At 46.9% G+C, this 22,409-nt stretch carries 20 protein-coding genes and 1 other annotated feature; of the genes, 6 read left to right on the top strand and 14 right to left on the bottom strand.

The genetic code is table 11. The features are described 5' to 3' along the window. Positions 1–5: 5 nt before the first annotated feature. Together GLV97_RS14165 and rpsD are read left to right on the top strand one after the other, a co-directional pair. Positions 6–485 (top strand): GAF domain-containing protein, encoded by a 480-nt coding sequence (locus tag GLV97_RS14165; protein ID WP_160840781.1) that lies wholly within the window; start codon positions 6–8, stop codon positions 483–485. 385 nt (positions 486–870) lie between these two features. Continuing rightward, positions 871–1,473 (top strand): 30S ribosomal protein S4, encoded by a 603-nt coding sequence (gene rpsD / locus GLV97_RS14160; RefSeq protein ID WP_160836369.1) that lies wholly within the window; start codon positions 871–873, stop codon positions 1,471–1,473. Positions 1,474–1,509: 36 nt separating this feature from the next. Here the strand turns inward: rpsD and GLV97_RS14155 are convergent, their stop codons facing one another. Both GLV97_RS14155 and tyrS read right to left on the bottom strand, forming a co-directional pair. Then, a complete protein-coding gene (locus GLV97_RS14155) occupies positions 1,510–1,974 on the bottom strand; it encodes a GNAT family N-acetyltransferase (protein WP_160889923.1) in 465 nt (154 codons plus the stop codon). 67 nt (positions 1,975–2,041) lie between these two features. Then, positions 2,042–3,307 (bottom strand): tyrosine--tRNA ligase, encoded by a 1,266-nt coding sequence (tyrS, locus tag GLV97_RS14150; RefSeq protein ID WP_160840783.1) that lies wholly within the window; start codon positions 3,305–3,307, stop codon positions 2,042–2,044. Positions 3,308–3,387: 80 nt separating this feature from the next. After that, positions 3,388–3,590 (bottom strand) — a binding site (T-box leader). Between the two features lie 124 nt (positions 3,591–3,714). Here tyrS and GLV97_RS14145 point away from each other — a divergent pair. The 4 genes from GLV97_RS14145 (at position 3,715) to GLV97_RS14130 (ending at position 9,510) form a co-directional block, all read left to right on the top strand. Continuing rightward, positions 3,715–6,807 (top strand): transglycosylase domain-containing protein, encoded by a 3,093-nt coding sequence (locus GLV97_RS14145; RefSeq protein WP_160889922.1) that lies wholly within the window; start codon positions 3,715–3,717, stop codon positions 6,805–6,807. Positions 6,808–7,041: 234 nt separating this feature from the next. Beyond that, the gene (locus GLV97_RS14140; protein ID WP_160840785.1) at positions 7,042–7,689 is read left to right on the top strand and encodes a GNAT family N-acetyltransferase; all 648 of its coding nucleotides are present in this window, start codon (positions 7,042–7,044) and stop codon (positions 7,687–7,689) included. A gap of 5 nt (positions 7,690–7,694) precedes the next feature. Continuing rightward, complete coding sequence (locus tag GLV97_RS14135) at positions 7,695–8,348, top strand: acetoin utilization AcuB family protein (RefSeq protein WP_160840786.1); 654 nt, start codon at positions 7,695–7,697, stop codon at positions 8,346–8,348. Further along, positions 8,338–9,510 (top strand): acetoin utilization protein AcuC, encoded by a 1,173-nt coding sequence (locus GLV97_RS14130; RefSeq protein ID WP_160889921.1) that lies wholly within the window; start codon positions 8,338–8,340, stop codon positions 9,508–9,510. The genes GLV97_RS14135 and GLV97_RS14130 overlap by 11 nt, the downstream gene beginning before the upstream one ends. Positions 9,511–9,540: 30 nt before the next feature. Here the strand turns inward: GLV97_RS14130 and motS are convergent, their stop codons facing one another. From motS to GLV97_RS14070, 12 genes are all read right to left on the bottom strand, one after another. Next, entirely contained in the window at positions 9,541–10,317 is a 777-nt protein-coding gene (gene motS, locus GLV97_RS14125; protein WP_160836380.1) for a flagellar motor protein MotS, read from the bottom strand. Beyond that, positions 10,307–11,131, bottom strand: coding sequence for a flagellar motor protein MotP (gene motP, locus GLV97_RS14120; protein WP_160889920.1), 825 nt, complete (start codon positions 11,129–11,131; stop codon positions 10,307–10,309). Before motP ends, motS begins: the two co-directional genes overlap by 11 nt. Positions 11,132–11,183: 52 nt before the next feature. Beyond that, complete coding sequence (gene ccpA, locus GLV97_RS14115) at positions 11,184–12,185, bottom strand: catabolite control protein A (protein WP_160836382.1); 1,002 nt, start codon at positions 12,183–12,185, stop codon at positions 11,184–11,186. A gap of 235 nt (positions 12,186–12,420) precedes the next feature. Continuing rightward, the gene (locus tag GLV97_RS14110; protein WP_027955116.1) at positions 12,421–13,479 is read right to left on the bottom strand and encodes a bifunctional 3-deoxy-7-phosphoheptulonate synthase/chorismate mutase; all 1,059 of its coding nucleotides are present in this window, start codon (positions 13,477–13,479) and stop codon (positions 12,421–12,423) included. Between the two features lie 183 nt (positions 13,480–13,662). Continuing rightward, complete coding sequence (gene ytxJ / locus GLV97_RS14105) at positions 13,663–13,986, bottom strand: bacillithiol system redox-active protein YtxJ (RefSeq protein WP_160836383.1); 324 nt, start codon at positions 13,984–13,986, stop codon at positions 13,663–13,665. A 54-nt stretch (positions 13,987–14,040) separates the two neighbouring features. Continuing rightward, positions 14,041–14,463, bottom strand: a complete 423-nt coding sequence (locus tag GLV97_RS14100; RefSeq protein ID WP_160836384.1) for a YtxH domain-containing protein — start codon at positions 14,461–14,463, stop codon at positions 14,041–14,043. A 12-nt stretch (positions 14,464–14,475) separates the two neighbouring features. Beyond that, positions 14,476–14,895: a DUF948 domain-containing protein gene (locus tag GLV97_RS14095; protein WP_160836385.1), complete on the bottom strand. Its 420-nt coding sequence runs from the start codon at positions 14,893–14,895 to the stop codon at positions 14,476–14,478. Between the two features lie 193 nt (positions 14,896–15,088). Next, positions 15,089–16,384, bottom strand: coding sequence for a UDP-N-acetylmuramate--L-alanine ligase (gene murC / locus GLV97_RS14090; RefSeq protein ID WP_160889919.1), 1,296 nt, complete (start codon positions 16,382–16,384; stop codon positions 15,089–15,091). A gap of 189 nt (positions 16,385–16,573) precedes the next feature. Further along, positions 16,574–17,689, bottom strand: coding sequence for a nicotinate phosphoribosyltransferase (locus GLV97_RS14085; RefSeq protein WP_160836387.1), 1,116 nt, complete (start codon positions 17,687–17,689; stop codon positions 16,574–16,576). 108 nt (positions 17,690–17,797) lie between these two features. Then, positions 17,798–20,797, bottom strand: coding sequence for a DNA translocase FtsK (locus GLV97_RS20020; RefSeq protein WP_237418627.1), 3,000 nt, complete (start codon positions 20,795–20,797; stop codon positions 17,798–17,800). 151 nt (positions 20,798–20,948) lie between these two features. Next, a complete protein-coding gene (gene ytpR / locus GLV97_RS14075; RefSeq protein ID WP_160889918.1) occupies positions 20,949–21,557 on the bottom strand; it encodes a YtpR family tRNA-binding protein in 609 nt (202 codons plus the stop codon). A gap of 3 nt (positions 21,558–21,560) precedes the next feature. Beyond that, positions 21,561–22,379, bottom strand: a complete 819-nt coding sequence (locus GLV97_RS14070) for a DUF1444 domain-containing protein (protein ID WP_160836390.1) — start codon at positions 22,377–22,379, stop codon at positions 21,561–21,563. Positions 22,380–22,409: the final 30 nt, after the last annotated feature.

The raw sequence follows: 22,409 nt of genomic DNA, 5'->3' as shown, positions 1-22,409 counted from the left end.
CTATTATGTTCCAAGCAATGACTTATTCAGGTACGAAAGAGCAACAGTATGATCTGCTTAATAAGCAGTTGAAAGCCTTAATCGAGGACGAAAAGGATGCCGTCGCAAACCTTTCCAACGCATCCTCCCTGCTGAACCAGTTCCTTGATGACGTAAACTGGGTCGGATTCTATGTATGGAAAGAAGATGAACTCGTTCTCGGACCGTTCCAAGGGATGCCTGCATGTGTCCGCATCCCTTCTGGACGAGGCGTATGTGGAACAGCTGTAGCTGAAAGAAAAGTACAGCGTGTAGAAGATGTTCATGCATTCCCCGGTCACATTGCCTGCGATGCAGCCAGCCAGTCCGAAATCGTTGTACCGGTTGTTAAGAACGGTGACATTTACGGCGTGCTGGACATTGACAGTCCTTCCAAAGGCCGCTTTGATGAAGTGGATGAGCAGAAACTGGTGGAATTCGTGGAAACTCTACAAAACTATATCTAATAGACTTTAAGAAGTCCCGGTCCATGATGAACCGGGACTTTTTCATGCTGGAGCTCCCTGAATAGACGGTACACTCCTCTGCATTCATCAAACAAATCGTCAGCTGCCCAACATCCGGCCGTTTTATATGGATAAGCATTGGAATCCCTAAAGAAAAAGTTCATAAGTCCTTGACTTCCTGCCCGATCCTTTATATAATATTCGTTGTGTAAAATAAATGGCAGCCTATGTGAGCCGCCGTTGTCATCATTTTGTTCCTCTACGGAGGTGCATCGTGTAACCCTCTGCTGCTGGGGCGATGGTGCATGAAAACATAATGAGCAATGGAAGCAGGACACACTGTTTTTATTTTATGCGAAATAAAATAAAAAAGGAGGAAATTCCTATGGCACGATATACAGGTCCAACATGGAAAAAATCCCGTCGCTATGGTATTTCTTTAAGCGGAACAGGTAAGGAGCTTGAAAAGCGCCCTTACGCACCAGGACAACACGGTCCTAACCAACGTAAAAAACTTTCTGAATTCGGTCTTCAGCTTCAAGAGAAGCAGAAGCTTCGTTTCATGTACGGTTTGACTGAGCGTCAATTCCGCCGCATGTTCGAGGAAGCCGGAAATATGAAAGGTATCCACGGTGAGAACTTCATGATTCTTCTTGAATCCCGTCTGGATAACCTTGTGTACCGTCTCGGCCTTGCACGTACACGCAGCCAGGCGCGTCAGCTTGTTACACACGGTCACGTTACTGTTGATGGCGGCCGCGTTGACATTCCATCTTACCGCGTAGCTCCTGGTCAAGTGATCAGCCTTCGTGAAAAATCTCAAAAGCTTAACGTCGTAGAAGAGGCGATCGAAGTGAACAACTTCGTACCAGAATACCTTACTTTCGACGAAGACAAGCGTGAGGGTACGTACACTCGTTTCCCTGAGCGTTCTGAACTTCCATCTGAAATCAACGAAGCTCTTATCGTTGAATTCTACTCTCGTTAATAGCTTTACAAAAAAACCGCCTTTCCGGCGGTTTTTTTATTTACCCTTGATCCTTAAAGATTTCTTGAAGAAAACACGGGAGTCATCCCTCCCCACTTCCTCCCATCCCATGGATGTATAGAACGCTGCATTTTCTGTCAGGAGGACATGCGTGGCCAGGCGCATCTCCACATACCCACGATCCAGGGCCTTCTGCTCTGCAAAATTCAAAAGCTTCCGACCTAACCCCCGTCCTTGATAATCAGGATCGACAGCAATGTTGGCGACCTGTGTGCAGGAGGGATCAAACGTAAGAATAACAGCCCCTATGATTTCCCCTTCCCTTTCTATTACCCATACCGGATAGGAAGCGATTTCTTCTTCATAATCTACATCCATTGGTGGAAGTCTTTTTCCTTTCATCCGTTCTTCATAAGCCATGTATGCTTTTTGCATACAAACGTTCAACTGCGGTGCATCTTCTGCTGCAGCTTCTCTTATAATCCCTTGATTTTCATCCATCGGTTATCGTGCCTCCCGGTTTCATTAATAGAAAAAAAGCAGGGAATCCCCTGCTTTTATCGTGATATTAGTAACGGATAAGGAAGTATTTCTTTTTCCCTCTACGAATGATCGTAAAGCGGTCTTCAATCCGTTCTTCCTGTTGAATGGTGTGCTTCAGATCCTGGTTCCGCTCCCCATTGATGTAAACTGCACCGTTGCTGATATCTTCCCGCGCCTGCCGCTTGGACGATGAGATTCCGGCATCTACCAACAAATCAAGCAGCTGAGGGTCTTTGGATTCAGACGTAAAGGACGGGACATCTTTAAAGCCTTGTTCAATTTCTTCCCCTGTGAGAGCTTTGATATCGCCGCTGAATAAAGCTTCTGAAATACGTTCCGCCTGCTGCAGTGCTTTTTCATCATGGACAAGCTTCGTCATTTCTTCCGCAAGCCTGCGCTGAGCCACACGTTTCTCCGGGCGTTCCTGCACTTCTTTTTCAAGCTCTGCAATTTCATCCATACTGAGGAATGTAAAGACCTTCAAGTAGCGGATGACATCACGGTCATCTGCATTGATCCAGAACTGGTAAAACTCGTATGGAGACGTTTTTTCAGGATCAAGCCAAACCGCTCCACCTGCTGTTTTTCCGAATTTGGATCCATCTGCTTTCGTAATAAGAGGAACAGTCAGTCCGTAAGCTTCTACTTCTTCCTCACCCGCTGTAGAACGGCGGAGAAGTTCAAGACCCGCTGTAATGTTTCCCCACTGATCACTGCCGCCGATTTGAAGCGTACAGTTTTCTTTCTGATACAGCTGTTGGAAATCAAGGGACTGTAGAATCATGTAACTGAATTCTGTGAAGCTGATCCCCTGTTCAATCCGGGATTCCACGGAATCCTTTGCCAGCATGTAATTGACGCCAAAGTGCTTCCCTGTATCCCGCAAAAAGTCGATGATTGACATTTGAGAAAGCCAGTCGTGGTTATTGCGTGCGACAGCAGCATTCTCTCCATGATCAAAGTTCAGGATACCGGCAAGCTGGTCCTTGATGCGGTCACTGTATCCTTTAACAACGTCCGCGCTGTTCAATTGACGCTCTGAAGACCGCCCGCTCGGATCGCCGATCATCCCGGTTCCACCACCGACAAGAGCAATCGGACGGTGCCCCGCGACCTGGAATCTCTTCAGCATTAACACAGGCAGCAGGTGTCCGATATGCAGGCTGTCAGCCGTCGGGTCAAATCCGCAGTACAGCGTCACCTGATGGTTCTCTAAATGCTTCTGAAGGCCCTCTTCGTCTGTTATTTGATTGACCAGTCCCCGCTGATGCAGATCCTCTAATAAATTCATTACATACACTCCTCTACTTGTCTTTACATCCATTAAGCTGTGGTTTAAGATTCGGAACACAAAAAAGACCCCATCCCTGAAAAAGGGACGAGGTCTTCGCGGTACCACCCTTGTTGCACACAAAATGTGCCACTTCTATCGATAACGGTTTCCACCGTCTTCTGATTCCTACCAGAAGATGCTCCGGGTCGTAATTCGAAATCCAATATGTACTGACTCGCACCAGCCGTCAGCTCTCTGAAACAGGGATTGTCACTCTACTTCAATCCATCCACGCACGCTTATTTAACTATGTACTATATTTAACACATCCCAGAAAAAAATGCAACAAAATCCCCAATACCTTTCGTGTCTTAATAGAAAGGGGTATGTTATAATATTGTTGGATTTTTTAGGAGGTTTTATTCATGTCTAATAACCAGAAGAACGGTCGAAATAAGATAGATTTCCGCTCTTTATGGGAGCAGGGACGTATTCAGAAAAACACACGAATCACTTACGATGTCGTTTGGAACGTCATCTTATTTTTTATCATTATTGGTGTGATCGGTCTGTTTTTCGCCGGCGGCGTCGGAGCCGGATACTTCGCCTCTCTCGTAAAGGACGAATCAGTCCGCAGCGAAGCGGATATGAAAGAGGATATTTATAATTATTCGCAGACATCGACGATGTTATTTACTGACGAAACAGAGATTGGAGATGTCAGTTCCGACCTTTACCGGGAAGTTGTTGAACTGAATCAAGTCAGCGATTACTTGAAAAATGCGGTAGTCGCGACCGAAGATGAATACTTTGAAGAGCACCAGGGTGTTGTACCTAAAGCTGTCATGCGTGCCGTCGTCCAGGAAGTGACGAATTCCTCCGTGAAAACCGGCGGAAGTACGCTGACTCAGCAGCTCGTTAAAAACCAGATTTTAACGAACGAAGTATCATTTGAGCGGAAAGCCAAGGAAATGCTGCTCGCCCTCCGCGTAGAACGTTTCTTTGAAAAAGAAGAAATATTGGAGGCCTACTTAAACATCGTTCCGTTCGGAAGGAATGCCAACGGACAGAACGTCGCAGGCGTCCAGACAGCCGCCCAGGGTATCTTCGGCGTGAATGCCGATGAACTTTCCCTTGCCCAATCAGCCTTTATTGCCGGCCTTCCTCAGTCTCCTTTTGGTTATACCCCTTTCAACAACGATGGGACGATTAAGGATAAAGAAGGACTGGAACCCGGGATCGACCGGATGCACGAAGTACTCGAACGTATGCTGGAAGCGGATTACATTTCACAGGATGAATACGATGAGGCGATGACTTTTTCGTTAAACGATGAAACGCTGGCGGATGCTGAACCAACAGCGATCAGTGAATACCCCGCCATCAACCAGGAAGTGCAGAGTCGTGCAAGAAGTCTTATTAAAGATTACTTAATGAAAGAAAACGGTCATACACAGGAAGACCTGGACAACGATGAAGAACTGGCCCGGGAGTACGTGGAGCTGGCGGAACGGGAAATGTCCTCCGGCGGTTATAAAATCCATACGACACTGGACAAAGAGGTTTATGAAGCGATGCAGGATGTGAAGGAATCCTATACCACTTCTTCTTATTGGCCGTGGGGGGAAGAAACGATTTATGATGAGAATGGGGAACCAACCGGAAAAACATCTCCTATCCCCCTTCAACTCGGAAGTGTAATTATAGAGAATTCTACCGGTAAAATTTACGGATTTATCGGTGGATACGACTTTGAAGAAGAAAACCTTAACCACGCCACACAGGCACGCCGGTCCAATGGTAGTACGATGAAGCCGCTGCTCGTCTACGGTCCGAGTTTTGACATGGGGGCTGCTCAACCCGGGTCTGTCATAGCAGATGTTCCTTATTACTACAGCGGAGGGAAAGAAGTACGGAACTTCTCCAGAAGTCATAAAGGATTTGTATCTGCGCGTTACGCTTTAGCCCAGTCATACAATGTTCCAGCTGTGAAACAGTATTCTGAAATTCTGGAAGAAAATCCAGTTAAAAACTACCTCAATAAAATGGATATAGAAGATACGCTCTACAAAGATGATTATACAAACCCATCCATGGCTCTTGGAGCATTGACAGATGGAATAACTGTGGAACAGAACGTAAATGCATTTGCCACTTTCGCCAACATGGGTAAATTCGTCGATGCCTATATGATCGAAAAAATCGAAACCAAAGACGGAGAGACCGTTTATCAGCACGAAACAGAAGAAACAGAGGTATACAGCCCGCAAGCCTCTTATCTTACCCTGGATGTTATGAGGGATGTGCTTGATTATGGTACAGGCTCACGTGTACGCGGCCTGCTCGCTGACCGCGGTGTCGACTGGGCAGGAAAAACCGGGACTTCTCAAGCAACGAAAGACTCCTGGTTTGTCGCTACGAACCCGAATGTCTCTGTCGGAATGTGGACAGGGTTCTCCGAAGGCAACATGCAGAACATGAATTACAACCAGCGGACGCAGGGGTTATGGGCCGATGTGGTCAATGCGGTTACGGAATTACGTCCGGAGCTGATGGCACCAAGTAATGATTTCGAGAACCCCGGCGGACTTGTAACAAGTTCCTACTGTGCGACATCAGGAATGCTGCCTTCTGACCTATGCTCGTCCGCAGGCCTTGTAGACAGTGACATTTTTGATGCCGACTATGCTCCATCAGAAGTCGACGACAGCTTGATCGGCGGCGACTTTGTGAGTGTGAAAGATCAACTGGTCATCGCCGGCCCGGATACACCGCGTGAATTCGTCAAAGACGGAGGCGGCGTTACCTTGAGTCCTGAATGGCTGGAGGATGAAGGATTGACTTCCTCAGAAGAATTAAGTGAATTAATTCCTAATTCATCTCGATGGAGCAGTGTAGCTCTTCCTTCGTCTTCTTCCATCGGATCAACCGTGTCGTCTATTGATAATGACGGCAAAGCGCCTTCCGCTCCAGGATCTGTTTCTGCCAGCGGGGCAACCATCAGCTGGAATGCATCCGGAAGCAGCGATGTCGTCGGGTACCGGATCTACCGCGCTTCTGAGCCGGGTGGCAGCTATTCCCTGCTCGGCAGCACAGTGAATACTTCGTACAGCTTTTCAGGCGACGGTGTCTATGCTGTTCGAGCAGTGGATTACTTTGGTCAATCATCCGGACTTTCTTCTTCTGTGACGGTCGGCAACCCCGGGGCTCCTGAACCGGAACCAGAGCCGGAACCAGAGCCGGAACCGGAAGAAAACACGGACAATTCCACTAACGAAAACAGTAACGAAGGTAATAGTGAAAACAATGAGGAGAACAATACAGGCTCCAATGAGAGCGAGTCGAATGGCAGTTCAGGTGAAAATGATGATACGGCCAATGAAGATAATCAAAATGATGAATCCAGTGAATCGGAAGGAGATTCCAATGATGATTCAAGTGAAACACCACCGGAAGAAGACTCAGAAAACGAGAACAGTGAAGAGTCTTCCGGAGAAGAAACACAAAACGAACAATGAATGAATCTCCACTATATTGATTCCCAGGCTGCCGAAACATTTTCGGCAGCTTTTTTTGTGAAACAAGCGCATCCCCTTTTTTACACCCCCGCAAGATGTCAGCTGTGTACTCTTCCATGCCCGCTGACTACCCTCACACGTTGATTTTCTTTTTGGAGAACAATTAACAAACCCACCATTTGTTGTATAATAGAAACAATCGCTCTATGAATCTCTTTTTCAGGTGGTGACTGAATGAATCATGAAAAAACCTACTACAACGAATCCTTCGATACCGAGCATGGGCCAGTTATTGTTGAAGGACCCTTATCATCAGAAGAATTATCACATTATACGTTTAACAAAGGTCTTGTAGCCTTTCGTCCGCCGGAAAAACAGTTTGAAGCTGTAAAAAGCATCGCGGATTTTGATGAAGGCCGGATCATTATTGCAAGAAACAGGGAAGAAATTATCGGCTATGTGACCTACCTGCACCCGGACCCGCTGGAACGGTGGTCGGAAGGAAACATGGAAGATTTAATTGAACTGGGTGCTATTGAAGTCAGCCCGGAGTTCCGTGGGTATCGGATTGGTTCACGCCTTTTGAAACTTTCCATGATGGATGAATACATGGAGAATTACATCATCATCTCTACGGAATATTACTGGCACTGGGATTTGAAAGGGACAGGATTGAACATCTGGGATTATCGGAAGGTTATGGAAAAGATGATGGCTGCCGGCGGGTTGACCCCTTCCCCCACCGATGACCCTGAAATCATCTCCCATCCGGCCAACTGTCTCATGGTCAGAATAGGCAGCCGGGTTCCTGAGTCATCGGTCGAAACATTTGATCAACTGCGATTTTTAACGAGGCATCGAAATCGCCAGCTGAGGAGGTAGCGGAATTGTTAGTAGAAGAAATTATGAAGGAACATGTCATTACACTCACTCCGGATGATACGATTGAAACAGCACTGAAGCTTCTCCACCAACACCATATCCGGCATATCCCGATTATAGACAAGGAACGGGCCGTCATAGGTATTGTTTCTGACCGTGATGTCAGAGATGCCAGTCCATCCGTTTTGGAAGAAGACACCGGACAGGAGGAACTTCAACATCCGATCCACTCCATCATGACCTATCCGGTAACGACCGTACACCCTCTTGATTTTGTCGAAGAAACAGCCTCCATTTTTTATGAACAGGAGATTGCCTGTGTACCCGTCACCCGGGATGACAAACTGGTCGGAATCGTAACTGAAAAAGACATGCTCTATACGTTGATTCAGTTAACAGGCACCCACGTTCAAAGTTCTCAGATAGAAGTGAAAGTCATCAACAAACCAGGTATCCTTCCACAAGTCACCCAGGTTTTCGGAAAACGAAAAGTAAATATCAGTTCCATTCTCATCTATCCGTATAAGCCGGATGCCAAGTACAAAATTGTCGTCGTTCGTATTCAGACGATGAATCCTCTTCCAACCGTTGAAGATTTGGAAGAAGCAGGCTATGAAGTGCTGTGGCCCAAGAAACCGGAGAGCTCCTATGAGTTGTAAAGCCGGCTTCGTATACTCCAATGATTTTACTTCCTACCGGTTCAGGGAGGACCATCCATTTAATCAAATGAGAGTTGTACTGGCGAAGGAACTGCTGGATGCTGTTGGAATGCTTGAGGACGATCACTTCATCACCCCTAGAATGGCAACTGAGGAAGAGCTGCGCCTTGCCCACAGCTCCGCTTATATCCAAGCTGTGAAAAAGGCATCTGCAGGTCATCTATCAGAGGAAGAAGGGCTGGAATATGGAATAGGAACAGAAGATACACCGATGTTTAAAGGTATGCACGAAGCCTCTCAGCTGCTTGTAGGAAGTACGTTGTCCGCCATTGATGCTGTTCTTGATGGAAACGTCGCGCACGCCCTTAATCTCGGAGGCGGCCTGCATCACGGATTTGAACGCAAAGCCTCCGGCTTCTGCATCTATAATGACGGAGCTGTAGGCATTAAGTACATCCGTCAGAAATACGATTACAAGGTACTCTACGTCGATACAGATGCGCACCACGGGGACGGTGTACAGTGGGCCTTTTATGATGATCCCAACGTCTGTACATTGTCCATCCATGAAACAGGACGCTACCTTTTCCCGGGGACTGGGCATGTCAATGAACGCGGATTGAAAGAAGGCTACGGGTATTCCTTCAATTTACCGATCGATGCCTTCACAGAGGATGAATCATTTTTACACGTTTATGAATCCGCTTTCAGAGAGATCACTGACTATTTCAAGCCGGATATCATTATTACGCAAAACGGCGCCGATGCGCATTTTCTTGATCCGCTCACCCATTTAAGCTCGACAATGGCTATTTATGAACGCATCCCTGCCATTGCCCATGACCTGGCTCATCAATATTGCGATGGACGGTGGGTCGCTCTCGGAGGAGGCGGATACGATATATGGCGCGTTGTACCAAGAGCCTGGGCTCAAATTTGGAAAGTCATGTTGGATAACGAGCCGTTTTCAGGTCCACTGCCTGTGGAATGGCTGAAGAAATGGGAAAAGGATTCCCCTGTTTCTCTTCCCAGCACGTGGAACGACCCACCGAATGCGTTTAAACCGATACCAAGAAGAGCAGAAATTACCGAAAAGAATAACAAGCTTCTGGAAAAAGCGCTGCAGCTGATTCATAACCAAAAGAAATTCAATTCCTCGTAATGAAAAAAGCCACTACCTGTGTAGTGGCTTTTACGATGCCGGATTTTCGTAAGCCGGATCTAAAATGACAATTTCAACTCTGCGGTTCCTGCTCCAGTTCTCCTCCGAATCATTAGGAACGACCGGTCTCGTCTCTCCGTAAGCAACAGCTGTAAAACGTTTTGGATCAAGATCTTCTGAGTTATTTAAAATATAGCGGATGACACTGCCTGCCCGCGCTCCGGACAATTCCCAGTTGGATGGATAACGGTAGCTGGAAATCTGACGGTTATCGGTATGCCCTTCGACTTTGATAAAGTTCGGGATGTTCTCAAGCAGGGTGCCTACCTTAGATAAAAAAGGCTTGGCCTGTTCAAGAATTTCCGCCTCACTCGTTTCAAACAGCAGCTGTTCTTCCAGCACAAGCACAACACCGCGGTCAGAGTTTGTCGCCGCAATAATATCGCTCAGATCGTTTTCCTTAAGGTATTCATCGATCTCCTGCTTCAGCTGATCCAGGTCCTCTTCCTGCTCCGCTTCCGTGGCCGCCACTTCTTCGGCAGGCAGCTCATACTCATTATTCTTCTCACCGTTTTCCTCAATCTTCACTTGATCGGTAGGATTCTCATTTTCCACGGCCGAAGGATAGAAGTCCAGAATCATCCGGTTTCGAAAGCTTTCAGCTACAGCCTCAAACTTATCAAGATTGATCTGGGACATGGAAAACAGGAGAATGAAGAACACAAGCACAAGAGTAATCATATCTGCGTATGTAGTCATCCACTTAGGAGCGCCGTCCTGCTTCTGCTTTTTAGGTCTACGCCTCATTGGCGGCTTCTCCAAGGGAATGGTTTTGTTCCTTATCCTCGAGAATTTTCTTATCATTCTCAGAGAGGAATGCACCCAGCTTCTCTTCCAGAAGCTTCGGGTTCTGGCCCGACTGCACACCGATGACCCCTTCAATGATAATCTGCTTCATGAACACTTCCTGATCCGTTTTATTCTCCAGCTTCCCGGCCATGGGGATGAAGACCAGATTAGCCAGTAGTGTTCCATAAAAAGTCGTGAGAAGAGCGACCGCCATTTTAGGTCCGAGCTCTTCCGGAGTGGATAAACTGGAAAGCATCAGGACAAGCCCGATCAGCGTTCCAATCATCCCCCAGGCGGGTGCATACTCTCCCGCCTTTTCTATAAGCGCTCTCCCTTTTTGGTGCCGCTCTTCCACAGCAGAAATTTCCGCATTCATAATTTCATTAATGACATCAGGCTCCACTCCATCCACAGCCAGAAGGATCCCCTTCTTTATAAAGGGGTCCTCCACTTCCTCAAGCTCTGCTTCCAAAGCAAGCAGCCCTTCCCTCCGGGCCCGCTCGGAAAGCCTCACAAAGAGGCTGATCAGCTCTCTGAGGTTCATCCGGCTTTCCTTGAAGGCTTCCTTCGTCACGCGGAAGGTCAGCTTTACTTCAGCAAGGTTGAAGTTCACGAGAATGGCGGCGGCCAGTCCCCCCAGCACAATCACAATTGAGGATGCTTGTATAAAAGAGGCCGCTCCTCCAATACCTGCGTTGGACATAATCCCAACCATAACCATAGCAAATCCAAGAGTAATTCCTATGGGAGTCATTAAATCTTTTTTTGTCATTTTTTACTCTCTCCTCAGTTCGAACAAGTACCTTTCAGTACATATATCGGTACTATTTCTGCTGAGTTGAGTTTCTTTCAATAATTCGGTGCGGGAGAACAACGTTTTGTTCATCAACTTCTTCTTTGTTCATGAATTTCGTAAGCAGACGCATAGCTACGGCTCCGATATCATACATCGGCTGTACCACTGTGGAAAGCGTTGGACGTACCATTGTAGCCAGGCGTGTATTGTCAAAGCCGAACACTTCCATATCCTCCGGTACACGGATGCCGCGGTCCTGGGCTCCGTGAATGACCCCCAGGGCCATTTCATCAGAAGAAACGAAAACGGCAGACGGCTGTTCCTCCATCTCAAGGATCTGCTCCAGCGCTTCGTGACCGGAATCGTAGGAATAATCCCCGGTTACGATATACTTATCAGCGTCCTCAATACCTTTTTCACTCATGGCTCGCTTATAGCCGGCCACTTTCCTTGTGTTGATTAATGTATTCTCCGGTCCGGAAATGAAGGCGATCCCTTCCTGATTCGTTTCAAGAAGCCTCTTCGTCGCATCATAAGCCGCTTCTTCATAGTCGATGTTTACAGACGGGGTTTCCTCTGATTCATCGACGGTTGCTGCCAAGGCAATTGGTACAGAGGACGTCTTGAACTCACGGATATGGTCATCGGTAATATCGCCGCCCATAAAAATAAGACCGTCCACTTGTTTTCCGAGCATGGCATTGATCAGGTGAAGTTCCTTGTCTTTGTTCTGATCAGAGTTACTTAAAATGATATTATAATTGTACATCGTTGCGATATCTTCAATACCCCGGGCCAGTTCTGCAAAGAATATGCTGGAGATATCCGGAATAATGACACCCACGGTGGTTGTCTTCTTACTTGCCAGACCTCTCGCTACTGCGTTCGGACGGTATCCAAGACGCTCGATTGCATCATGTACTTTCTTCCTTGTGGCGGGTTTCACATTCGGGTTTCCATTGACGACCCGCGAAACGGTTGCCATTGAAACGTTCGCTTCGCGTGCTACATCATATATTGTTACATTCATCTTATTTCCTCCTCATCGAATCCTGTCGTACCGTAGTACTTATAAGAACAATCATACGACAGATCGCCTGCCTTCGCAATAATCATACGGTTCTATAGAGTTTGTACCCTATCCATTATAACGGAATCCTAAAATCGTGCAAAAGGTTACTTATAGTCTTCCTGTTTTTTTTAGAAACTATGAATAAAAAAATAAGACAGGCTGTCAAACAGCCTGTCTTTCTCATTCACCTTTTTTACTTTTTCAATTCTTCCATGAAGGAATGGAAGGTTGGAATGTCCATCTGTTGAGCTGAATCCGAAAGCGCGACAGCCGGATCCGGGTGAACTTCCGCCATTACACCGTCTGCTCCTACAGCAAGGGCAGCTTTCGCTGTTGGAAGCAGAAGATCACGTCGGCCGGTTGAGTGGGTCACATCCACCATGACCGGCAGGTGGGTTTCCTGCTTAAGAATTGGGACCGCGGAAATATCCAATGTATTTCTTGTTGCTTTTTCGTAAGTTCGGATTCCACGCTCGCATAGAATGATGTTCTCATTTCCACGTGAAATGATGTATTCGGCTGCGTTGATGAATTCAGAAATCGTCGCTGACAACCCGCGTTTAAGTAATACCGGCTTGTTTACGGAACCTGCCGCCTTCAATAATTCGAAGTTCTGCATGTTACGAGCGCCGATTTGGATGACATCCAGGTACTCCAGGGCTTCTTCCAGATCCCCCGGATTGACGATTTCACTGACGACAGCAAGTCCCTGCTCATCCGCCGCCTGCTTCAAAATCTTCAACCCTTCCAGTCCAAGTCCCTGGAAGTCATATGGAGAAGTTCTTGGTTTGAATGCTCCACCGCGCAGCAGTGTCAGACCTTCTGCTTTCACAGCTTTAGCCACTTCAGAAACCTGCTCGTAGCTTTCCACCGCACATGGGCCCATGACAAAGGATGGCGTACCGTTCCCGACTTTTTCACCTTTTATTTCAACGACTGTATCTTCAGGTTTTTTCTTCCTGGATACAAGCAGTGCTTTACGATGGTCATCTTCCTGCAGTTCAAGCGCTGCTTTGAAGATTTCCTTGAACAAATGTACGATTGTTGAATCCTCGAAAGGTCCATCATTGTGCTGGGACAACTGGTCAAGCATCGCTCTCTCCCTTACTGGATCGAAGCGGTTCATCCCCTGTTGTTCTTTGATCTGGCCAATTTCCTTTACCAGATCACCGCGTTTATTGATTAAACTCAAAAGGTCTAAATTAACCTTATCCAACTCGCTGCGCAACTGGTCAAGCTTTTGATTACTCATGCGTACGTCCCCCTACAATGAAATTTAATAATTAGAATCATAAGTATTATGAAATAATTAGGGACAATTATAGCTAACTTTTTGAATATTGTCATCCCTTTGAAAGTGTTTTCATGAAAAACTGGCTAAAAAGTTCGGGAAGGGTCAAGATGATTCTGACCCTTCCCCCTTCCAGCTGATGGATTAAGCTGTGACTTCTTTCAGTTGATCCGCCGTGATGGCACCATGACTGTCATGCCAGACAACCTGCCCATTTTTGAAATAAAGAGCCTGCGGGGATTCGTGCTGTACGCCGTATTCACTGGCAATATGGCTCGATAAATCTCTTGCTTCCTGAACATGAAGAATATAGCAGGGGACGTTCGCTCCGTCGGTAAACTGCTTGTATTGGTGATGGGCAAATGTACTGACCGGACACGTTAAACTATGCTTGAGCAGGATGAATGCCTCTTTCTCATTCACCACCTGTTCAAACGCCTGCTTATCCTGGATTACTTCAATTGTCATTTCTATTCCTCCTAAAAGAAAGATGGAGACTGCGAACAGTCCCCATGCTGTGTTTTAAATATTGGATGATGTCGTAGAGTCCTGCTGTCTTTCCAGCTCCTGAGCAGCTTCCTCGATCGCTTCAGCTACTTCCTGAGCGGCTCTTTCCGCTTCATCTTCTTCGCTTGTACGGATGTTTTTCACTTTGTCCTTCATCAGGCCGCTCCACTCCTGAGACTTCTCAGAAACGGACTTTGTCAGGTGGGAAGAGGATTCAACAGCGCGGTCTTTCCATTCTCCGCCTTTTTCATAAGCGACATCCTTCCACTCGCCGGCACGCTCTCTCCACTCACCGGAACTCTGGTTAATGTTCTCGCGCAGTTCACGTCCGGATTTCGGAGCAAAGAGCAAGGCAACAGCTGCACCGACTAAACCGCCGATCAGCGAACCCAGTACAAAATCTCTACCGTTATTTTGTTCTTTGTTTTGTTGTCCCATGTTAATTCCTCCTTATAAATTCTTATCTTCTTTTTTCGCTTTCTTCCAAAGGCTGATCGCCACCTGCCCCCACTTGACCGCCTGGGCAGCTGAGTCTGTGTGTTCATTGGCTGACTGGGTAAACCCTTTGGATACAGAACGTATGGATTGATTAAACTCCTGTACAGTATCCCCTATACCCTTCACACCATCAACTAATGTATTGAGTTTCTGCGATTTCTCGCCTACATCCTCAGCCAGCTTGTTCGTCTTATTCAACAGCTCAGTGGTCTCAAGGGTGATGCCTTCCATCTGTTTCTCTACACCCTCAAGGGTATCAGCTACGTTGTTCATTGTACGGCGTACAGCCGTTAACGTTCTTGCCAGGAAAATAACAAGAACAGCAAAAGCCACTGCTGCAATTAAAGCAGCAATGTAAAGGATATTGATCATTCCCCCTGCACACTCCTTCTTATGTAATCAACACAGTTTAGTTATTGCCCTAATGAGGCTTTTCCTAAACGTGAAGGCTGCTTATAAATGGACATATTCGCTATCTTAAACCTAATATCCTTTTTTATCAGCCAATTTTCTACTTTTATTGAAAAAACATGCGGCCTTTCAAAGCTGAAAGCCGCATGCCTGCTCAATTGTACTGCTTTTCGTAAGCGTCCTGGAACTTTTGAATATCCCCGGCTCCCATGAAAAGAAGAACGGCATCGTCATATTCGGCCAGCTGTCGGGTCTCATCCAGTTGAAGGACCTTGGATTCAGGAATCAGCTCCTGCAGATGGTCAATAGTCAGCTTTCCGCCATTTTCACGGGCCGACCCAAAGATATCGCACAAGTATACATGATCCGCTTCCTTCAAGCTTTCTGCAAATTCATTCAGGAACGTTTTTGTCCGTGTAAATGTATGCGGTTGGAAAATAGCGATGACCGGACGGCCGGCATATTTCTTACGGGCTGAATCGATGGTCGCTGTAATTTCGATTGGATGATGGGCATAGTCATCAACGAGGATCTGGTTATGCCAAACCTTTTCAGTAAAGCGGCGCTTCACACCTTTAAATGTAGCAAGCTTTTTGATCTGCTCCGGCTGCATCTGCTCATAATGGCAGAGGGCGATGACGCTGAGGGCATTCAAGACCGTGTGGTTCCCATACTGAGGAATCGTAAAGGTATCATAGAAATTGTTGCGTACAAACACGTCAAACGTCGTACCGTCAGACCCCTCCCTGATGTTCTGGGCCTGGAAATCATTCGAATCAGCCAGTCCATAATAAAGTACAGGAACGTTGGCCTGGATATGTTGGAGATGCTCATCATCTCCACAGGCGATGATTCCCTTCTTCACCTGCTTTGCCATCTGTTGAAACGCCTGAAAAACGTCCTCAACACTTGAGAAGTAGTCCGGGTGGTCGAAATCAATGTTCGTCATGATCGCATAATCCGGCTCATAGGCAAGAAAATGACGACGGTACTCACAAGCTTCGAAAGCAAAATATTGACTATCCTGATGGCCTTTCCCCGTTCCATCCCCAATCAGGAACGATGTCGGGTAATTTTCTGTCAGCACATGCGCAAGAAGACCGGTGGTCGATGTTTTTCCGTGAGCACCTGTAACAGCTATGCTGGTAAATTTCTGCAGCCACTCTCCAAGAAACTCATGATAGCGGTAAAACGGCAGACCCTTTTCCCTGGCAGCCACAATTTCCTCATGGTCGTCCCCAAAGGCATTTCCGGCAATGATCGTCAGGCCGTCTGTAATGTTTTCTTCTGAAAAAGACATGATCTCTATATTTTTAGCTTCTAATACGTCTTGTGTAAAAAAACGTTTATCTACATCTGATCCTTGAACTTTCTCACCCGAGTCATGGAGAATCTGGGCAAGCGAACTCATTCCTGTTCCTTTGATACCAATGAAATGGTAAGTTGTCATAAACAAGAACCTCCAAAATAAAGTGGGTCACTTTAGGTATAGTATATGTAACAAGAATCGATCTGCGCTTCACCTCTCGGCTCAGATGATCCTTGTCTGCATTTCCTTATCTTATCACGGAAATCGCTTTAGAAAAAGCAGGACCTGCTTGAAAGGCACCAACGAATACCGTCGGTGCCTTTCAAGCTGTTATTCGGCGGACCCTGTATATTCCACATATTCCAGTCTTGGATTCGGTTTGAAACGGCGGCCTTCCTTAGCTTCGGCTTCACCATCAATCAGGACGTTATCCCCCGTAAAACCGATGCTTATCTTCAGGAGGCTTCCACCTACTCCATACATATCAACAGGAACTTTTTTCTCTTCGAAAGCGCGGATCCGTTCCTTTGTGAAGCCTCCGCTTACAACAATCTTCACATGACGGAATCCTTCCTGATCCAGCGCTCTGCGCAGGGCAAAGATCAACTCTGGATTGACACCTCTTGGATCAAATGTCCCCATCAGGTGCTGATTTCTCAGGAAATATTTGTCCACGAGATTCCTTGATGTATCCAGGCGGACGCCTTTCAACTCGTCTCCGAATTCTCGGGCAACGCTAAGGGAATCTGTAATTACATCATTATTATAATCAACGAGAGCCATGAGCTGATCGTCCGGGAATTGTTCATGATAGGCTTTTGTAGCCGCGACTACATCGCCTTTAAACATTTGGATCAGAGCATGAGGCATCGTGCCCATTCCTTCTTTCCCCCACCATTCATTCATGGCATGGGTGGCCTGGGCGGTCGATCCTCCGATAAATGCAGAATAACCATCTCCAGACTGCTGCGTAAAGTGGTCATCCCTGTCTCCCATAAAAATAATCGGCTTTTGTTTTCCGGAGGATCTGGCCGCTTTTACGACATTGTAGACATTCGTGGCCACAGATGTACGCCGGGCCAGAATGCCGTCGATGATACCTTCCAGAAATCCGAAATATTGATAAGGGCCCGTGACTGTGAGCACAGTTTCGTATGGACTGATCTTATCGCCATCTTTCAGTGAATGAATCTCCAGTTCCTCCGGGTGGTCCGCAAAGGTATGGATAAGGGCAATCACTTCATCCGTCCCGCATAAAACGGCATGATCCTTCTGGAAAAACTGCATCGTCACCTTGTTATCAGGAAGATGACTTTTAACGATATCCCGGGTCTTCAAAAAATAGACGGCAGAGAACCAGCCTTCTGCAACGCGTTCATCGAATTTGAATGTTTTGTTTGTCAGTCGGCTGATCTCACCATTTAATTTAAGTGCAATTTCCTTCATGGCTTAACTCCTTAAACATATAGGTCGTAATTGGTCGAATTTTTATTCATAGTCCATCATATAAAATTGAGACCTGTTTCACAAGCCTTTCGACCAATATCCAAAATTTTAGTCCATTATTTCTTCAATCTGCTGTCTGGTCAGAAGGACATCCCTTGGTTTGCTGCCCTTCTGCTCAGAAATGATTCCATAGTCCTCCATCTGGTCAATGAGACGGGCGGCTCTATTATAACCGACTTTAAAACGGCGCTGAATCAAGGAGGCACTGGCTCCGTTTTGAGCAAGGACGAAATCAACCGCTTCATCAAACAGTTCATCCGTCTCCTCTTCGGTGGATACCTGTTTGATCAATTCGTCCTGATGAAACAGATACTGCGGAGGAGCCATTTTCTTCACAAAGCTTGTGACACGCTCAATTTCATCATCCGATACGAAAGCGCCCTGGATCCGGACAGGCTGGCCTGAGCCATTCTCCACAAACAGCATATCCCCTTTCCCTAACAGCTTCTCTGCTCCGGAAGAGTCGATAATGGTACGGGAATCGACCTGGGAGGAAACACTGAATGCAATCCTTGTTGGGATGTTGGCTTTAATAAGGCCTGTAATGACATCCACCGATGGACGCTGGGTGGCTAGCAGGAGATGAATCCCGCAGGCACGTGCTTTCTGAGCAATCCGGCAGATCGCATCCTCGACGTCCTGAGGGGAGACCATCATCAAGTCGGCAAGTTCATCAATGACAATGACAAGGTACGGCAGCTTTTCAGAAGCCCGTCCCTGCTTGATCATCTTATCGTTATACCGCTCCACATCTCTGACACCTTCAGTTACAAATTTCTCATAACGTTCTTCCATTTCTTTCACGGCCCACTTCAACGCTGTCGTGGCTGCTTTTACATCTGTAATGACCGGAGCCACTAAGTGAGGCAGATCATTGTATGGCGCGAGCTCAACCATTTTAGGGTCAATAAGCAGGAACTTCACGTCATCATAGTGCGCTTTGTATAACAAGCTGACGAGAATGGTGTTGATACACACACTCTTTCCTGAACCTGTAGCCCCTGCAATCAACCCGTGGGGCATTTTCTTAAGGTTGGTCACGATAGATTCGCCGCCGATATCAAGACCGAGACCGACAGAAAGCGGGGATTGCTCCTGAGAAAAGGATTCGTCCTCAAAAATCTCCTGCAGTCCCACCATCTGCGGCTGTTTGTTCGGAACTTCAATACCTACCGCCTGCTTTCCTGGAATCGGAGCTTCTATACGTATATCCTTTGCAGCCATGCTCAGTTTTATATCATCAGCAAGATTGGTGATCTTGCTTACTTTCACGCCCGGCTCCGGCTGAACTTCAAAACGTGTGACGGAAGGTCCCTTCATAGCGTTGACCACATTCGCCCGGACATGGAAATGTCGCAGCGTTGTTTCAAGCAGTTCCATCTGCCCCGTAATCCAGCTGTCATCATCCGTGGAGGGACGAACAGGATCTTCAAGCAGATGGAGCGGGGTCTGATAATCACTGCGCACGTATTCAGAGCTGCTGTTGTCTGCTTTTTCTTCCTGAGCCGCCACCGGGGTCTCTTCTTTTTGAGGCTCCTCCGGCTTTGATTCCTCCTGTTTAGGAGCTTCTGCTTTCTGGTGGTCTCTTGTGCGTTTATCTCTCGGTGTCATAAGCACATTAAATGGTACGCTTCTCCTTGAAGAGGACTTCCGTGGTGCCTCTTCGGTATCCCCTGCACTTAACGGCTCGTCCCCGGACTCCTCCACAGGCTCCTCAACCTTACTACTCTTCTCTGTTTCAGAGTCTTGGTTATCAGATAAAGATTCTCCCGCGGGTTCTTCGTCAGAAAGCGGGGACTCTATTTGCTGCACCGCATCCTGCCCGGCTTCGTCCGCCTCTGGGTGTTCTTCAGCCGTTTCCCATTCAAGAAATTCTTCGGAGGCATCCTCTGCCAATGAACCATCCTGATGGGTCTCTTCCTCTGTATCTGTAAGCTCCGGGTTTTGCGGGTCTTCGAAAGCGAGGAGATCCGTTTCTTTCTCCTCCCCACTGTCCAAAGCAGGTTCCGATGGGACATCTTCTTCTGAAGAACGGCCTTCATGCGCTCCTGCAGGGGGTTCTTCATATTCCGATTCTTCTTGAGGTTCATCTTCCACCTGCACCTGATCCGTGTGATCGTCTCTGGAATCTTCATTGCTTCGGTCTTCCTGTTCAAAAATATCCTGCAGACGGTATCGATAGGTTTCTTCCTCAGGCTGATCGGATACAACCTCTTCCTCTTCTTTTGTAAGAGATTCGCCTTCGTCCTCCGTCGAATCAGCGTCTGCCTCAAGGTCTGGATCCAGCGTTTCATTTTGTTCATCGTGGTTCATTCCTGGATGTTGTTCAGGAACGCTATCAGCTTCTTCTGCCGGTACCGGCTCTTCGCCAATTTCATCATGAGAGGAGTCTTTGATCAACGAAGCTTCTTCGCTTCCGCTTAATAGCTCCTTCCGGACACGGGCTTCCATTTCAAGAGAAGCCGCGCCTTCCTGCTGTCCTTCCGGTTCGTCCTCAGGTGCCGGCTTGTCGTCCGGCCCTTTCTTTCCGACCTGGACACGTTCCCTCAGCTTTTCCCTTAAATCCTGCCATTTCTTCTCCTCATAGGATCCTGTATAAAATTCCGGTTTGGAGTTTTCCTCTACAGTATACTCCAGCTTCTGCAGGCCTTTCGTCATCTGCCTGGTTTGGTATCCGAAAATAGGTGAAGGAACATCGGTAGGGGTGAAAGGATTGGACGTCGTTTCAAGCGTCTCTTTCGATTCTTCCTGTTCCGGTTGTTTCCTTTTCCTTCTCTGCGGTCGTTGTTCCACTTCAGACTGTTCTTCCTGGACATGATGCCTGCGCTCACCCCTCACGCGCGGTTCATTTTCCCGCCGTTCTTCGCGCTCGCCGGGCTGATCTGGAATCACAGGAAATCGAAATTCCCCCTGCTTAGGGTATCGATAGGTCATTTTTGTTTTAGCGTTGACTTCTTTTCTTTCTTCTTTATGTACAGCCGCTTCTTCTACGTCGTTTTCTTCCTGTTCAAACAAGCGTTTCATTTTATCTTTTATGTCTTTCCACATTTCAGTTCACACTCTTTTCCAATTTAAATCATAATGCTGATTCCCTTATATTTTAACAGGTTTACAGGAGTGTTTGGTTTACAATCGCTTTAAAAATGACTTTTAAATCAAAAAAAGCAAAGCAGACCGGCTGCTTTGCTTTTAGACAGCGTTATTCCAATTCAAACGTCTGTCCTGTCTCATATTGATCATCCAATACCAGAATACCTTTTTCTTCAGGAGCATCGGGAAGATTGAGTTCCTTAGCGGAACAGATCATCCCTGAAGAAGGAACGCCTCTAAGCTTCGCATCCCTAATCTTCATTCCACCCGGCATGACGGCTCCAACTTTCGCTACAACCACCTTCTGTCCTGCGTCTACATTAGGCGCTCCGCAGACGATTTGAAGGGTTTCATTCCCAACATCCACCTGACATACGCTTAATTTATCCGCATTTTCATGAGGGGCTTTTTCTTTTACGTACCCTACGACAAACTTGGGGCTGAGATCGAAGTCAAGTACATCATTTAATTCATTTTGTGTGAAAAGATCCTTGATTGGAGCCAGAACCTCTTCCGTTAAGCGGATCTTGCCCTGACCTTCGATATTGAAGTACTTGGATGCGTTGAAGATGTTGTATCCAAGCAGGGATCCGTCTCTCTTGTCCGTGATTTTCACGACGTCACCATAGGATTCCTGTTTAATTTCGTCACGGCTGCCTTCCTTAACGGGAATAAGTAAAACGTCTCCAATTCCTTGCTTGTTGTAAAATACGTGCATGATCTACTCTTCCTTTCGGTCCTTTTTCGGTTTTTTCTGAGCCAGGATGAAAATCGGCTCCAATTGTTTATCTTCATAAAGAAAGCTCAAAGAAGTTACAGGGACCGTTCCTTCGGCAAAGAACTTCATAGCCATCTGAGCTAATATATCATAGCCCTCTGGATTTTGAACATCCGCAAAAATGATAACATCCTGGTGCGGAATGCTGATTGCCAGCTCCCCTTTGGCCTCCGCCTTCAGTTTTTCCAGCAGAGCTTCATTCAGAACCCGGCTTGCGTCATACCCGTCCCCGGCGGAATGAAAATAAAAATCATTGCCATAGACCGTGTCCTGTTTCAGGTTGGTCTCCAGCGACCGGACGTTAAATCCGGAAATCTCCCGGATTCTGTCTATGTCCCATTGTTCTTTTTTCAACATATCCTCATCAATCAGCTGATAGGATTTACCAAGGTCAAGGGCATAATAAATACGGGTTTCGGCCGTATGTTCTGTATAAACGAGCTTTTTCCCCTGCTCTGTTTCCGTCGGAAAAGAAGCCGCACGAATAACAGGAAAGATATGCTGTTCCTTCCCTGTCAGCTTATGATCTTCTTTCATCACCCGGAGCGCTTCTGTTACATGGTCTTCAAGCTCATCAAGAGCCTCTTCCCCGCGCGCCTCATACTTGGATATGACGTTGGGGAGGGTGATGGTAATTCCTTTTCCAGATTGTGCCCATTCAATTCTGAACGTGTCTTTATCTCTGTTGAAGGTAGCTTTCCACTCATCACGGGCCAGCCGTTCCTCTAATTTCTTCTTCATTTTAATACTTGTCATTTTCATTGGTTTTCCTCCTTTTACGTGGGAAGAAAG

Source organism: Halobacillus litoralis, assembly GCF_009856355.1.
GTDB lineage: Bacteria > Bacillota > Bacilli > Bacillales > Halobacillaceae > Halobacillus > Halobacillus litoralis_B.
Note: the sequence above shows the minus strand (reverse complement) of the source record. Positions and strands in the feature narration are given on the sequence as shown.